The organism is Lysinibacillus sp. A4 (genome assembly GCF_024919535.1).
GTDB classification, from domain to species: domain Bacteria; phylum Bacillota; class Bacilli; order Bacillales_A; family Planococcaceae; genus Lysinibacillus; species Lysinibacillus capsici.
Genome location: NZ_JANWTB010000001.1, coordinates 166158 through 179966, shown reverse-complemented (window position 1 = coordinate 179966; position 13809 = coordinate 166158). Strand labels below are relative to the sequence as shown.

Sequence of the window (13809 nt, the reverse complement as noted above, 5' to 3'; positions counted from 1 at the left end):
AGGTTGCTGCGAATGACCAGTTCGATTTGGATTGAGGCAAAGATTGATAAAGTATGGCAGGCGATTACAGAGGAGCAATCCCTCTCCCGATGGTACGCACCAGACTCCATATGGGACATCCCTATACTAACAGCTGGGGAAAAGATGACATTTACCTTAATGCCAAATGCCCATAACCAGCTTTCTGAAAAACTGCCGATGGAGCTAACGATTCAGCAAGTGAAGAAAAATGAGGAATTTTCCTTCTATCTAGAAGTTCCTGAAACATTGATTGCTATTACGCTAGCCCAACAGGGTAATGGCACTACGGTGAGCTTTAATTCGTCAGGCTATGATGCCTCTCTTGCGAATTTAAAGGCATTACTGGAGGGGCATGACATTCCTTATCAGTAAGCCTCTCTACGTCTTAGGTCTTAGATGAATTTCGAGCGGAGGGTCGTATTTTAATTTCCTCCCTTCTATATAATGAAATTATTGGTAGATTATACGGTGGGAGGAAATAATAGTGAAAAAATTAGTGGGTTTAGGTGTCGTGATAGGCACGTCAGCATTGGTATTATCGGGGTGCTTTTCCTTTATTCCAAATAAAATGCGAGAGGAAGCCATTTTGGTGGAAAAGGATAAAGCGAAAGCATTAGAGGTAGACATTGATTTAGGTGTTGGCGAAATGAATGTATCGAGTGGTGCAAAGGAATGGGTTGAGGGCAACGCAGAATATAATGTAAAAAAGCTAGCCCCTCAGGTAGACTATGATCTACATGGCGATACAGGAGAAGTGGAAATCAAGCATAAGGGCTCAACGAAGCTGGGGCTCTCCAATATTAAAAACACATGGGCGATTCAACTGAACGACAGCATCCCCATGGATCTAAATGTGGAAACGGGTGCCTCTCTTGCCAATCTTGATTTACAGGGTCTTCAGCTGGAAAAGCTCGATATTGAAGCGGGTGTCGGTGATCTAACGGTTAATCTAGGTGGCGACTGGAAAAAGAGCTTTACAACGACTATTGAAACAGGTGTCGGTCAAACAACAGTTATTTTACCTTCAAAGGTTGGCGTGAAATTAACGACAGAAAAAGGCATTGGCTCGTCTAATGTGGAGGGCCTTATATCAAAAGGGAATGGTGTCTATGTCAACGAAGCTTACGACAAGGCGGATGTCGTGCTAGAGGTCAATTCGGAATTGGGCATCGGGGAAATTACCTTTAAGTTAGATCGATAGAAAATGGAGTAGGCTACTTTCATTGAAGTAGTCTCTTTTTGTATGGCCAAAAAAATAAATAAAAGTGAAACCTTTTGCTTGGATAAAAGACTCTAAGTATGGAAGGAGGGGAAACAAGCATGGAACATGATTTATCTATCGTTAAACAAGCGATTGCGGGGCAGAAGGAAGCCTTTGAACAGCTACTTGTGCTAGAGGAAGAAAAACTATATTACACGGCGTTATCGTATGTTGGTCAAAAAGAGGATGCGCTAGATGCTATTCAAGAAGCGGCATGTAAAGCCTATTTAACCGTTCATCAACTAAAAAATCCAGCATTTTTCTCGACATGGCTGTTCCGCATTTTAATTCATGAATGCTATCGTTTGCTGAAAAAGGGCAAGAAAATGATTCCCTATGAGGAGAGGGAATTATTAGAGCGGTTGCATGATCAGGAGCAGGTCATAGGGAATCCTATTGATTTAGCAGAAGCTATCCAACAATTAAACCATTCCCAGCAGATGGCGCTCCTTTTATTTTATTATCACGATTTACCTATTAAAGAAATTTCAGACATGATGAAAAAGCCTGAGAACACCATCAAAACCTATTTGCATCGTGGTAAAAAACAGCTAAAACGACAATTAGAAAGGAGTGCAATGTTCAATGAAAAAGTCAGTGACCCTACCTGAATTTCCACGGGATGAGGTACGAGCAGCGATTGCACAAGGTATTCAACAAGCACAAGGTAAACCAATTCAAATGAAAAGAAGAAGCAAGCGTAAACCATTCGTATTTATTGCCAGTACTGTTGCCGTTTTTAGTTTAACCATTGGCACAGCCTATGTATCACCAACATTTGCGAGCACATTGTCCAAGCTACCAATTATCGGTTCCGTATTCAATGACTCAGGCTTGCCTGGGCTAAAACAAGCCAGTGAACAGGGACTAACCAAAGCTGTTGGCGAAACACAAACCATCAATGGGATTTCGGTCACAGTAGATGAGGTGCTTTATGATGATTCTCGTATAACGGTTGGGGTAACGATGCAATCTGAGCAGGAATTGAGTGAACTATATTTTGGAGCAGGCTTGGAATTTACCATTAATGGCGCCCAACCAACTGTCAGCTCAGGTAGCTATTCTGAACAGAGGTTAAGTCCTACGGTTCGGACAGGTATTGCGACGTTTGATGTCAAACAGGTTGAGGAAATGCCAGATTTCTTTCAATTGGGCTTAATATTAGCAGGCGAAAAGGGAGAAAAATGGACGTTTTCGACCCCGATTGAAAAGATTACAGAGATTGTCCATGTTCCTGTGAATCATCGACAGCAGTTTGAAGGCATTGAGCTTGATATATCCAACATCTCCTTCAGTCCATCGGGGATCTCCCTTGACTATGAAGCAAAGATGAATGGAATCCTCGATAACCCACCAGCATCTATAGAATTTTTCATAACAGATGGGCAAGGCAGGGAGATCGCCTCTCATTCGGGCGGTGGAAAAGCGCAATTTGATGATGGGGTGTGGAAATTAAGCAGCACGAAAGCCTTTGATCCAATAGCACAACACGTTGGAAAATTAACCATTACGCCTTATGTTGCTATTCCAACAGGGGGTGGGAGCGTTCAAATAGATGCTGATGGCAAAGAAACACATCTTCCATTCAATCCATCAGCCTATAAAGAAGTGAACTTCCAACCATTTACAGTAGAAGTACCCGTACAATAATAGGGGCGTCAAATACATCCTTTGTATTTGGCGCTTATTTTATGGTAGTTTTAAGAAAGCAATGTTTCAAAGGAGCGAATAGATTGAAGACCTATACATACAAGCAACCAGCGGCCATCGAGTCAACAGAGGCCGTTAAAATTTTAAATGAAGCGGGGGAGGTATCGTCCACCGTTCAACGCGTGTATTCCAATGCACTAAAAAAAGCATTCGATAAAACGATGGACTATCGTTATTTCGTTCGTTTTGATGTTCACGATCGCAATGGTCAGCCGCTTTTTACGTGTAAAAAAGTATCCCGTCGCGGGCGCGTGCATTTCCGTGGCAAGGATTTGGTAACAGGGAAAGACTATATGATTGCCTATGATGGCTGGCAAATTATGATTCCTGATTTAGTTATTACCGATGGCGAACAGCAGATCAAGCTCAACAAAGAAATGGAGGACTGGTCTGTTTTTACTGTGAATGAGCAGCCTATCGCACGCTGGCAAGCGACTTTCTGTGAGACGCATTTTGATATTACGCTAGAAATTGAAGACAGTAGTCCCATCCAGGAGGAAGCCTTTTTTATTGCGATCGGACAGGCTGTGCTGTTTGTTGGGGCTTAAATAAAGGTAGATGGAAGAAAGGGCTTGATGAAATGCTAAACATATTACCAGCAAAAGAGATTTATTTACAGGGAAATGAGCATGCCCTATTGCTTTTACATTCCTTTACAAGTCATACAAGAGATATGAAGACAGTAGCCACTGCATTACATAACCAAGGCTATACTTGCTATGCGCCGCTGTATCGTGGACATGGCACTCATCCAGAACAGTTATTACACTATCAGGTAGACGACTGGTGGCAGGATGTAGTGAATGCTCATCAATTTTTATTGGATGAAGGCTATCAAAAGATTTCGGTCATCGGTCTATCCATCGGGGGAATTTTCGCATTGAAGCTTGCTCAATTAGAAAGGCTCGAGCAAATCATTGTCTTATCTGTGCCGTTTGATAAGGAGCCAGAGCAATTAAAACAAAGGATTATTGACTATGCCCATAATTACAAAACAATAGAGGGCAAGCCACCACTTCAAATCGCTCAGGAAATGGAGCCATTTGAGAACATGCCATTACATGCAATGAACGCATTCCAAACATTTATCCAAGCAACGATGGAGCACCTTGATAGAATTACCATTCCTATCGCTATCTACTATGGTGAAAAAGACGATGCCTTATACACGCAAAGTGCTGAAATGATCTCTCAACATGTTCATTCATCTAGAAAGCAGAAGAAAGGCTTTGGAAATTCTAAGCATCTCATGACATTAGGACGAGATCAAGAGGCTATCATAAAGGAAATGATAGAATTTCTTCAAATTTAGGGAGAATTTCATTTTATAAAAGGAGTGGGGGTGCTCCGCTCCAAAGAGGGGTAAAAGCGCTCGCTCAAGAGAGAGCCCCGATTCTAAAAAAACAGCCACCTCTAACCATAGAGGGGCTGTTTTACTTATATTTCCAATATCTCGTTCGCTAATTTTTGTCTGCTCATCCAGTAGCCTTGGAGGGTAAAGACAATGAGGGTTGACCCTAGGAAGGCGAGACTTGTGAGGCCCAATGTTAGAAAGTCATAGGACATTGGAGAGCCTCCATCAATGAAGGCTACCATTCTCGTTAAGACGAACCCCAGAAATGTCCCGACCATGAGACCATAAAGGACGAACGATAGGACTTGTGTCAGTATGAGCTTCATCAGCCCATTTGGTGACAGACCAATTAATCGTTGGATGGCATAGTCACTGCGTTTTGTATAAATGGTATGCAGTAATGTTTGGAGGACACCAAGCCCCGTGGCAGCTATTAAAATAACAAAGACGCCAACAAATAAGCTCCACCGTTGGAAGAACATTTCATTGGATTGTGCTAATATGGTCGCTTTATCTGTCAACTTCAGGGCTGGCCAGCGCTGTCCCAAGAATGACAGCTCCACCAATGCCTGCTCTGGGTGGGATGTTTCGACCATAATGTCTTCGATAATTGGGTGATCCTGTGCCGTGAGGAATGATGACCAATCAACGATTAAATCAGCACGGTGAATAGGTGTATCAGTAATTCCTATAATTTGTAACTCACCAGTAGGTATATCCTGCTGGGCCGTAAAATCATAGGTACCCATCGTTACACGATCACCCACTGCCAAATGATAACGCTCGGCAAAGCCCTTTGTCACGACAAGGCCATTTTGTAAATTTCCTTCCTCAATTTGAGGCAACTTCTTTAATTGCATAAATTTCTTAATATCAATGGTTGTATAGTTCTCTGGTAGCCATTCATCACCGAGTTGTAGAGCAATATACGTATTATTACTTTGTGTATACGCGTACTGTACGCTTGGCAATGCTTCTATTTCCTCTATAATTGCAGGCGTGATCGTTGGATCATTTAATTCATTATTGATTTTTATGGCTGTTTCGTATTGTGATTCTGTGTAGACAAGGTCATTGTGTTGTAAGGTTTTCATTAATGAACTTCCAAAGGTTAAAATAACCATTAATCCTATCATGCTGAGCACCACGGGCATATTTTTGCGTACTTGTGGCATGAGCTGCTGGCATGCTAAATAGGCTTCCTTGCCAAGTACCCTTCGAATCGGCTTTAAAGCCAGATGAAGGATGGCTGTAAATAGATAGGGGATTAGTAACAGTAAAATCCCACATACAAATAGTGTTCCGAGTAAAATAAATAAGGCACCTTGATCGCTTCCTGTCCCAGCTAAATAGGCTTGTAAAAAGAAGAAGGTAGCTGACACACCTACAATACTGACAATAATTGTTTTCCATTTTGTCCAACGCAGCTCTAAATTTTCATTATCTGTCGCGATTTGTAATGGCAGTAGTCGAGAGCTTTTCGCTACTTGCCATTTTGTCATCACTTGAAGAATGATGAAGCTGGAAAGGGCAATTAAAAGAATAAACACAATAGGAAGCTCTGTTTTAGCTTCGGGTAAATGCAAAAAGCTAATTAATTGTGGTAGCCAGCTTTTTATTATCACAAGGCTCAGCGTTGTTCCAAGTGTAACGCCAAAGCTAATAATCAGTGATAGTTGGAGCTTGACTATACGTCCAACCTGTTTCGCGGATGCCCCGAGAGCCCGTAAAATCATGAGCTGCTCTTTAATTTTATAAAATAATAGCTGGAATGTGGACAGCAATAGGACACTTGAAATGAGTAAAATAAAAACGGATAGTACAATCATAAAAACCATTAAGCTCTGTAAATTTCTTTTAATGACATCGTAATCACTCATAACATCAACACGTAATGTTTCATCCAGTTGTTTGATTTCTGCGCCTACTGCCTTGGCACGCCCCTCATCAGTTTTAATGAGCGCAAATATGCCTGCCGTTTGTGGCTGACTGTTGTTCATCCATGCCTTAACTACGTCATTCGCTAAGAGGATGATATTAGGGCTGTCAGTGCCTTTCATCGTCGGTAAAATTTCTTGCACGATAAAATCCTTTGATTGAATATGAATGGAGTCCCCAACTCGTTTGTTGAAAAGACGGGCAACATTTTCCGAAAGAATGGCATCGTTCGGTCCAAGATTGACCGCAAAATGGTAGCGACTTTTCACAAGGTCATCATTTTCGACGCCAACGGTATAAAATGCGGTGTACTTTTCATGTTCAACGATTGTATGAGCTATCGATAAGCGGGACACTTGTGTGACACCGGCTAGAGTAGAAAGCTCCTCTATTTGATTTGTCGTCAACAATTTTTGCTGATCGGGATTATAACCAACCATTAAATCCATTTCCCCATACAACGCTTGGATGTCTGCCTTCATCTGGCTATTCGCATTCCAAATGTAGACGGTCATCGTCATCACCAGGCAAATCGAGATCGTAATAATACTAATACTCGTTAGGACATTTGCCCAAGCGGCACGAAAAAGCTTGAGGGCAATATTGCGCATCGTAAACATTAGCGATCCTCCCTCGTTATTTCCTTGAATTTCATTAGAATACAATCTAAATCCTCTTCATTTTGCCGGTTTTGATAGGAATCCACAATCGCCCCATCATGGAAGAACAATACCCGATTGGCATAGGTAGCCACATAGGGGTCATGTGTGACAAGTAATATCGTTTGCTGGTTCTTTTTTTGCAGAGCAACAAGCAGTTCTAAAATTTCATCTGTTGTATGAACATCCAAAGCCCCCGTTGGCTCATCTGCCAGTAAAATAGGAGGATTGGCAATAATCGCTCGCGCAATGGCGACACGTTGCTTCTGTCCACCAGAAAGCTCATGTGGTCGATGCTTTGCCCAAGCAGCGATGTTTAAGGTTTCCATCATGTGCTGCACACGCACCTTAATCTCCTTGCTAGGAATATCATTTAAAATAAGGGGAAGTGCAATATTATCCTCGACGGTTAAATCCTTTAGCAGATGAAAGGATTGGAAGATAAAGCCGATATTTTCTTTTCGAAATTGCGATGCTTTTGGCTCTTGATAAATAGCCTGCGCTTCCTTGCCAAATAAAAATAATGCTCCATCTGTTGGCTCATCGATTGCACTGATCATATTCAGAAGAGTACTTTTACCAGAGCCGCTTGTCCCCATAATCGCCACCATTTCTCCTTGATAAATGGTGCAATGGATATTTTTCAAGGCATTCACAGTATGATGCTTTTGCTGATAAATTTTGGACATCCCTTCAACACGTAGCACCTCTGTTAAACGTCCTTCAGGGATGGGTATTGCATTAATGACTTCTTTCAGCGGATTGAACCCACTCATCGAGATATGCCCCCTTTAATTGTTGTCGTAATGCATGCAAGCCACGGCGAATATGTGTTTTCACGGTACCTTCAGGGCATTGCAAAATCGCCGCAATATCCTTGACAGAGTAATCTTGATAAAATCGTAGCAATAACACCGTTTTGTACTTTTCCTCGAGCTGGCAAAGAGCCTGCCATAAATCCAGCTCTTCTTCGATGTATGTAGGAGATGCGCTTGTTAAATCCTCGAAAGTTTGTGGTTCAACAGGCATAACTGTTTTTTTCTTCGCAATATAGGTTTTACAGCAATTTATCATAATGCGGGTAAGCCAAGTGGCAAAATAGTGAGGCTCCTTTAATTGCGGTAGCCCCTCATAGGCTCGAATAATGGTTTGCTGAAAAACTTCTACGGCGTCGTTTTCATTTTGTACGTAGACATAGGCCATTCGGTAAAGCTTATGCTGCTCCTGCTCAATGAGCTGATAAAACGCCTGCTCATCACCTTGTTGGGCTAAGGCTACAAGAGTTTGTTGGGTGCTCGTAATGAAAATCGCCTCCTTTTCAACCATTAGACTCAGCAAGTCATCATTTCGATTCAAGTTTTTTATTTTTATTGAGAAACGTCATAAGCATACCCATTTAATAGAAGGTTATCAATTTACTGCTATAATGATAGTGGCTTCATCAAAAAAAGGAGTGAGTTTATGAGCAGAAAACCTATTTATGTCGAGATAGACATTCAGGCTCCTATAGAGAAAGCATGGGATTATACACAAAATCCTCATCTGCATGAGCAATGGGATTTACGTTTTACATCGATTACATATATTCCTAAAAAAGCACCCGAGGAGCCACAGCGTTTTAACTATGAAACGAAGGTAATGCCAGGCTTACAGGTAAGCGGCTGGGGAGAAAGCAAGGGGGAGCATCATAAAGAAAATGGCACGCGAACATCCTCACTGCATTTTGGTACGCCTCAAAAGCGCTCACCCATAGCGGAGGGAAAAGGCTATTGGCAATATATCCCGCATCAACAGGGGCTGATATTTCTGACCCAATATGATTATGATACACGCTATGGCAAGCTTGGCGTATTCTTTGATTTATTTTTTCGTCCATTAATGGGGTGGGCGACGGCACTCAGCTTTGACGTTTTAAAAAGATGGCTAGAAAAAGGAGAAAATCCTACCGCACAGTATAGACGATTCTTTTTAACGATGCTTCTGTGTCTATTCTTTTGCTTTGTCTGGTTCTATCATGGTCTTGTACCAAAGATCATCCATATGCATCCGCAGGAATTAAAGATGACCGCTTCATTACTAAACCATGCAGATCAGCTAGTTATGTGGATAGGGGTTGCGGAAATTCTCTTTGCTTTTTGTTGGCTTTACCCGCGAGGAAAACGCTGGCTCTTTGGCATGCAAATCATCGTTTTTCCGCTCTTGACGATAGCTGCTATTGTTGCGGACCCGACAAGTGTACAAGCACCCTTTAATCCACTTACCTTTAATAGTGCTTTATGGGTGTTGTCGATTGTCGGATTTAGCTTAAGTAAGGATGTACCGAGTGCTAAAAGTTGTAAAAGAAAGCGAGGATAACAAGGATGACGATCTATCAAACATTATTAGGGGATGATTTTGCAAGACTTCATCCGATGTTACAACAGCGTTATGCGTTACCAATTGATGAACCATTTTTTGCTAAGGGCGTGATGCATCAAATAAAATCTGGTGCTAAATGGATGTGTCCCTTCTATACACTGGCTGCGAAAACGCGATTTCTGTTCCCAGAGTCAGGGGAGGATATCCCCTTTACTATTTCGAATACATGCAGAGCCCTGCCAAGTGGGGAACTAGACGTGCTATGGGAGCGCACCTTTTATTTCCCGCAGAAAACAAGGCATTTTGATGCAAGGATGACCATTGATCCAATCCAAAAAATTGTGAAAGATTATTTAGGCACACCCGCTCTTTTTTATTCCGATTTGCACTTTACGGTGACACGAGCGGGGACATTGGTCATTCGTTCAGGTAAGCAGCGCTTTGTCCTCTCGCGTTTCGAATGCCCGATGCCTAGACTGTTAGAGGGTCGAGTCATTGTAGAGGAAGGCTTTGATGAATCGAAAAATGTCTTTACCATTCATGTCTCCATCCATAATCCATTCATAGGGAGGCTCATGATGTATGCTGGTGAATTTACGCAACAATCGAAGTAATTTCATTTTTTTACTAGGTATTTTGTTCACGGTGATGTGCTTTGTGCTTAGTGGGCAACCCGATTACTTATGGTTACTAACCGTTGCTCAACTAGTTTTCGTTCCCACCATGGTATCAATGGTTGTGGATGTTCAGAAAGTCGGCACAGCCATTATTTTAGGGATGATGCTAGCCGTTACACTGCTGCATTGGTCGACGGATGGCGTTTTGGCTAATGTTTTGGCAGGCATGTATGTACTGTATACCTTCTATATCGCCATGCAAGGCGTGAAAAGATTTTTACAACGAGGTTTTACAAATATTGCGGAGTTTGCTATCGACATGGGGCTTTTCTACCTAGCCCTCGGTGGTCTGTGGTTTTTCGCCTATGTCATCAACATGGATACTGGTTTTTCACCATTAATCACGTGGTTAACGGCCATTCACTTTCATTATTCGGCTTGTTTATTACCCATTTCAGTCGGACTTTTAGGTCGATTACATGATAGTAGCGGCTATCGTGTGATGGTGATGATGTTGCTGGCAGGACCAATCCTTGTTGCGATAGGTATTGCCTTTTCCATTCTCATCGAAATCATCGCAGTCATTCTTTATATTTTCGCCATTTACGGCTTGTTTTTCGTAGCGCTCAAAACAAAGCTTCCGTTTGGACAGGGGCTATTGCTGAGGACTTCCTATGGAGCGCTCTGTCTGACGATTCTTGGATCTTGTCTGTATGTTTACAGTCGTGTCAGCGGAAACGTTTCCATCGACATTCCAGAAATGCTTCAATTCCATGGTGTGATCAATGGTGTTTTCTTTGGGGGGATAGGGGTCATCGCCTGGCTAATGGCTGTCCCCCCAACAACACAGCGTCCGTTTGAGTTCCCTGTAAGCCAAATTCGCGGGAAGCTACATCATGAGAATATACCACACCCTGGCTTGGTCGATGCCTTACAGGATTTTGTCGATACTACAAAGCTACCGCCTGTCATTCCACATTTTTATGAGTATACGACGACCTATCGGCTGCTTTCGACGGTGCAATGGAAGGCTTGGTTTCGACCTTTTGCCTTTCTGTACCAAGGAATGAGCCGTTTGCTCCAACAGCTCAATTTACCCTTTTCCAGTAAGCAAGTTGAGATGACGGGTAGCATTGTTCAGGTCGATTCTGCACGAGATAGCCGTCCGTCTCCACGTGCATGGATTCGGACAATTCATCAGCAAACCGTTTTTGTCGCGATTTATTCGAAGCACACAAGCGACGAAACGACCTATATGAATATAGCCTTACCACTCCCGTTCTCAACAATGGTTGGCATTTTGTATGCCTATGAAGAAAATGGTCAGCTACACCTAACAAGTCGCCATGATGGAGATGCAGGAATTTATTTGGCGATAGGAAAAAATGTGATGAGGCTACCTCTACAGGAGCATTTTCAAATTTCTGCGGTAGATGACAAGACATTGTCAGCACGCCATCAGATGACGTTATTTGGTATTCCATTCCTACAAATTGATTATCATATTAAAAGAAATGCATAGATTGGCAGGAATTTCTTCAACCGAACGAGAAGGTCCTATTATAGAGACAAATATCAAGGAGTGATGGATGGCTTGCGTTTAACAAAAGGAATTTCTGGTTTCGATGCAGCGCATTTAATTCAGCAGGACATGCGCATGTTTCAGTCGATGGTGTACCATTTAGTGACAAGTGAACAACGAGCGAAAGTACGGCAATTTATCGATCAAGCGCCCTTTGTCTATATGCAGGCAGTAATTGAAATCGATGGAGAAACACTGACAATTCTTCATCATCGTTTGATGCCGTATATCGCCTTTGCCAAGCAGGAGGAGAGTAGCTTTACCTTTTTATCCAAGTCTCACCTGCATAAATACTTTCCTATGCGAAAATGCTTGGAAGCGGAAACACTTACAACATTACTAACAAAAGATGAGGCGTTCCATAGCCTATCTGCTATAGAATGGAAATACGTTACTTATTTTAATAGCCAAACCATTGGCGATGTAATGTTCAATAGCTGGGATTAAGTCTAGTACTAAAGGCGCACGATAAAAGATGCTATAAAAAACATTATATTGACCAAGTTATTTCTGGAAATATAGCAAAAATTCCTAAAACCGCTAATCTTCCTAATTAAATGGTAGATTTTTAAGGATGGAATAGATTAGGAAAATAAGGGGTTTTTGCAAATGAAGTTCAAAACAATCAGTAGACGCATTGTTTTTTCCTTTAGCATTGTGATTGCAATCATGATAGGATACATTGTTTACAATTACTTTGCCATCAAGCAAAGCAATGATGCGACAGAGCAAATTGTACAGCAAGAATTACAACTATTAATTATCGATTACGAGCAGGCACAGTCCATTGATTTAAGAATAGCGGCAGCTAGAGGCTATGTGCTTTCTGGGAGAGAAAAGTATAAAGAGATATTTCAGGATAATGTTGCAAAGGAACTAAGCAATGAAGAAAAGCGATCAGCATTATCTTCCTCAGGCGAATTCGGACAATTTGCGGAAATGTCTAAGGAATGGAACCGTTATATTGAGCAAGAGGTATTTGCGGTATATGATCAAGGGAACACCGAGCTGGCTACCCAAAACCTCACAAAAATGGATAACACAGCTACGACCATTCGTGAAGGCTACGAAGACTTAGCGGCGCAACGAAAGCTAGCCATTAATGAGGTAGGGACAGACAGCATTGCTGCTGGAGAGCAGAAACAGCGAATCGCCTTTATCGTAGGTATTGTGATTGTTCTTCTAGCAGTTATAATTGAGCTATTAAGTGCTCGTGGTATTTCAAGACCAATCGTGACGTTAACCAAGCGTATGCAACAAATGACTAATGGTGATTTAAGTGAGCCGCCTTTGAAGGTTCAATCGAAGGATGAAGTAGGGCAACTGATGGAAGCGACCAATACGATGTCAGATATTTTAAATCGTCTATTAAAGCACATTCAAACGGTGTCCAATGATGTAGCGGCACATAGTGAGGAGCTTCTTCAGTCAACTTCAGAGGTCAAAACTGGGACAGAGCAAATTGTTCATACGGTTACGGAAATGGCAAGTGGGACAGAATTACAGGCAGATCATGCCTCTGATGTCGCTTCCGTCATGAATGATTTTACTAGCAAAGTCACTACGGTTCATCACGGCAGTAAAGATGTTCAACAGTATTCGCAGAATGTAAAGGCTTTAACACAAGAAGGTAGAAGCTTAATGACCACTTCCACCAAACAAATGGAAGCCATCCAGCATACAGTGAAGGACGCGGTGAATCAGGTAAATGGCTTAAGTAAGCAAACACAGGAGATTTCTAAGCTTGTAGCGGTCATTCAAACGATTGCTGCCCAAACTAATTTACTCGCATTGAATGCAGCGATTGAAGCAGCCCGAGCTGGGGAACATGGGAAAGGCTTTGCCGTGGTGGCTGACGAGGTTCGGACATTAGCCGAACAGGTCGCCCTCTCCGTTGATGATATTACAGCGATTGTCAGAAAAATTCAGGATGATTCCGATACAGTAACCTCCTCGCTAGAGCAAGGCTATGAGGAAGTCGAAAAGGGCACAACACAAATGGCTGCAACCAATACGACATTCTATCGAATTGCGGATGCTATTGAGGCGATTGCGACAGGCATAGAAGGTATGTCAGTGGAGCTAGCAGAGGTTGTTCACAATACTGTCACGATTAATAAAGCAGTCGATGAAATTGCTGCGGTCTCCGAACAGTCAGCGGCGGGTATTCAGGAAACATCGGCTACCATTGAGCAAACTGCAAGCTCCATGGCGGAAATTAAACATAGTGCCGAGCATTTAGCAGAAATGGCTGAACAACTAAACGCCCTGATTCGTCAATTTAAGCTATAGTAATTAGCTGTGGATTT

Annotated in this window: 14 protein-coding genes; 11 read left to right on the top strand and 3 right to left on the bottom strand. The window is 42.2% G+C overall.

What is annotated here, in order from left to right; all coding sequences use genetic code 11:
• Window positions 1–12 precede the first annotated feature (12 nt).
• The 6 genes from NY607_RS01105 to NY607_RS01080 all read left to right on the top strand — a co-directional run bounded on the left by NY607_RS01105 (window position 13) and on the right by NY607_RS01080 (window position 4304).
• The gene (locus NY607_RS01105; RefSeq protein ID WP_259418959.1) at window positions 13–393 is read left to right on the top strand and encodes an SRPBCC domain-containing protein; all 381 of its coding nucleotides are present in this window, start codon (window positions 13–15) and stop codon (window positions 391–393) included.
• 112 nt (window positions 394–505) lie between these two features.
• Window positions 506–1222, top strand: a complete 717-nt coding sequence (locus NY607_RS01100; protein ID WP_131519937.1) for a toast rack family protein — start codon at window positions 506–508, stop codon at window positions 1220–1222.
• Window positions 1223–1341: 119 nt separating this feature from the next.
• A complete protein-coding gene (locus NY607_RS01095) occupies window positions 1342–1893 on the top strand; it encodes a sigma-70 family RNA polymerase sigma factor (protein WP_131519938.1) in 552 nt (183 codons plus the stop codon).
• Window positions 1868–2932, top strand: a complete 1065-nt coding sequence (locus NY607_RS01090; RefSeq protein WP_131519939.1) for a DUF4179 domain-containing protein — start codon at window positions 1868–1870, stop codon at window positions 2930–2932. The genes NY607_RS01095 and NY607_RS01090 overlap by 26 nt, the downstream gene beginning before the upstream one ends.
• Window positions 2933–3015: 83 nt before the next feature.
• Window positions 3016–3540 carry a tubby C-terminal domain-like protein gene (locus NY607_RS01085; RefSeq protein WP_259418958.1) on the top strand — a complete coding sequence of 175 codons (525 nt, stop codon included), beginning with the start codon at window positions 3016–3018 and terminating at the stop codon, window positions 3538–3540.
• A 32-nt stretch (window positions 3541–3572) separates the two neighbouring features.
• Window positions 3573–4304, top strand: a complete 732-nt coding sequence (locus NY607_RS01080; protein ID WP_259418957.1) for an alpha/beta hydrolase — start codon at window positions 3573–3575, stop codon at window positions 4302–4304.
• A 125-nt stretch (window positions 4305–4429) separates the two neighbouring features.
• On the opposite strand, the gene NY607_RS01075 is transcribed toward NY607_RS01080, so the two are convergent.
• The 3 genes from NY607_RS01075 to NY607_RS01065 are packed head-to-tail and all read right to left on the bottom strand — an operon-like array spanning window position 4430 to window position 8299.
• On the bottom strand, window positions 4430–6904 hold the full coding sequence (locus NY607_RS01075; RefSeq protein WP_259418956.1) for an ABC transporter permease: 2475 nt from the start codon (window positions 6902–6904) through the stop codon (window positions 4430–4432).
• Window positions 6904–7632, bottom strand: coding sequence for an ABC transporter ATP-binding protein (locus tag NY607_RS01070; protein ID WP_376748000.1), 729 nt, complete (start codon window positions 7630–7632; stop codon window positions 6904–6906). Before NY607_RS01070 ends, NY607_RS01075 begins: the two co-directional genes overlap by 1 nt.
• A gap of 52 nt (window positions 7633–7684) precedes the next feature.
• Window positions 7685–8299: a sigma-70 family RNA polymerase sigma factor gene (locus NY607_RS01065; RefSeq protein WP_310794740.1), complete on the bottom strand. Its 615-nt coding sequence runs from the start codon at window positions 8297–8299 to the stop codon at window positions 7685–7687.
• Window positions 8300–8404: 105 nt separating this feature from the next.
• Between NY607_RS01065 and NY607_RS01060 the strand changes: the two genes are divergently transcribed.
• The 5 genes from NY607_RS01060 (at window position 8405) to NY607_RS01040 (ending at window position 13792) form a co-directional block, all read left to right on the top strand.
• A complete protein-coding gene (locus NY607_RS01060; protein WP_259418954.1) occupies window positions 8405–9298 on the top strand; it encodes a DoxX-like family protein in 894 nt (297 codons plus the stop codon).
• Between the two features lie 5 nt (window positions 9299–9303).
• Window positions 9304–9915: a DUF4166 domain-containing protein gene (locus NY607_RS01055; RefSeq protein ID WP_259418953.1), complete on the top strand. Its 612-nt coding sequence runs from the start codon at window positions 9304–9306 to the stop codon at window positions 9913–9915.
• Window positions 9884–11440 (top strand): YndJ family protein, encoded by a 1557-nt coding sequence (locus tag NY607_RS01050; RefSeq protein WP_259418952.1) that lies wholly within the window; start codon window positions 9884–9886, stop codon window positions 11438–11440. The genes NY607_RS01055 and NY607_RS01050 overlap by 32 nt, the downstream gene beginning before the upstream one ends.
• A 63-nt stretch (window positions 11441–11503) precedes the next feature.
• The gene (locus NY607_RS01045) at window positions 11504–11947 is read left to right on the top strand and encodes a hypothetical protein (protein WP_259418951.1); all 444 of its coding nucleotides are present in this window, start codon (window positions 11504–11506) and stop codon (window positions 11945–11947) included.
• 162 nt (window positions 11948–12109) lie between these two features.
• Window positions 12110–13792 carry a methyl-accepting chemotaxis protein gene (locus tag NY607_RS01040; protein WP_259418950.1) on the top strand — a complete coding sequence of 561 codons (1683 nt, stop codon included), beginning with the start codon at window positions 12110–12112 and terminating at the stop codon, window positions 13790–13792.
• Window positions 13793–13809 lie beyond the last annotated feature (17 nt).

Excerpts from the sequence above, each read along its gene's own strand:
- NY607_RS01105 (WP_259418959.1), top strand. The coding sequence starts at position 13 with ATGACCAGTTCGATTTGGATTGAGGCAAAGATTGATAAAGTATGGCAG.
- NY607_RS01095 (WP_131519938.1), top strand. The coding sequence starts at position 1,342 with ATGGAACATGATTTATCTATCGTTAAACAAGCGATTGCGGGGCAGAAG.
- NY607_RS01090 (WP_131519939.1), top strand. The coding sequence starts at position 1,868 with ATGAAAAAGTCAGTGACCCTACCTGAATTTCCACGGGATGAGGTACGA.
- NY607_RS01080 (WP_259418957.1), top strand. The coding sequence starts at position 3,573 with ATGCTAAACATATTACCAGCAAAAGAGATTTATTTACAGGGAAATGAG.
- NY607_RS01075 (WP_259418956.1), bottom strand. The coding sequence starts at position 6,904 with ATGTTTACGATGCGCAATATTGCCCTCAAGCTTTTTCGTGCCGCTTGG.
- NY607_RS01070 (WP_376748000.1), bottom strand. The coding sequence starts at position 7,632 with ATGTCCAAAATTTATCAGCAAAAGCATCATACTGTGAATGCCTTGAAA.
- NY607_RS01060 (WP_259418954.1), top strand. The coding sequence starts at position 8,405 with ATGAGCAGAAAACCTATTTATGTCGAGATAGACATTCAGGCTCCTATA.
- NY607_RS01055 (WP_259418953.1), top strand. The coding sequence starts at position 9,304 with ATGACGATCTATCAAACATTATTAGGGGATGATTTTGCAAGACTTCAT.
- NY607_RS01050 (WP_259418952.1), top strand. The coding sequence starts at position 9,884 with ATGCTGGTGAATTTACGCAACAATCGAAGTAATTTCATTTTTTTACTA.
- NY607_RS01045 (WP_259418951.1), top strand. The coding sequence starts at position 11,504 with ATGGATGGCTTGCGTTTAACAAAAGGAATTTCTGGTTTCGATGCAGCG.
- NY607_RS01040 (WP_259418950.1), top strand. The coding sequence starts at position 12,110 with ATGAAGTTCAAAACAATCAGTAGACGCATTGTTTTTTCCTTTAGCATT.